The sequence below is a fragment of the Mycobacterium sp. 852002-51163_SCH5372311 genome (genome assembly GCF_001667115.1).
GTDB lineage: Bacteria > Actinomycetota > Actinomycetes > Mycobacteriales > Mycobacteriaceae > Mycobacterium.
In genome coordinates this window covers 1-567 of record NZ_LZIJ01000117.1, presented here as the reverse complement: position 1 = coordinate 567, position 567 = coordinate 1, and the positions used below count along the sequence as shown (strand labels likewise).

At 72.3% G+C, this 567-nt stretch carries 1 protein-coding gene; it reads left to right on the top strand.

Annotated elements, in window-relative coordinates; genetic code table 11:
* Positions 1-567 (top strand): DUF222 domain-containing protein (locus A5791_RS14870; protein ID WP_156661324.1); only part of this gene is annotated, 567 nt, incomplete at both ends.

Genomic DNA, 567 nt, shown 5'->3' with positions numbered 1-567 from the left:
CAATGTGACCCGCTGGCCGTCGATGACGAATGCCCGGCTGTCGGGCAAGGTCGATGCGATCGTGGCCCGGGTGGATGTCGATGCGGTGCGCCGCCGCAAAAAAGAGCAGGCCGACCGGGAGATCTGGATCGGGCAGGATCAGGACGGCATCTCGCGCATCGAGGGCAGCCTGTTCAGTGTGGATGCCCACGCCCTGGACCAACGCCTGGCGAAGCTGGCGGCCACGGTGTGCGCCCACGACCCGCGCAGCGCCGCCCAGCGCCGCGCCGACGCCCTCGGGGCCCTGGCGGCCGGGGCCGATCGGCTGGGGTGTCGCTGCGCGCGGGCCGATTGTGCCGCCGGCGCGCGCCCGGGCGCCTCCCCGGTCATGATCCATGTCATCGCCGGGCCAGGCGACCCCGCCGCGGGCTGGCAGGTCGGCGCTGATGGGTTGATCACCCCCGAACTGCTCGCCGAGTTGGCCGCCTCGGCCACGCTGGTGCCCTTGGTGCATCCCGGTGATGCCCCACCCGAACCCGGCTACACCCCGTCGAAGGCGTTGGCCGATTTCGTGCGCTGCCGCGATCT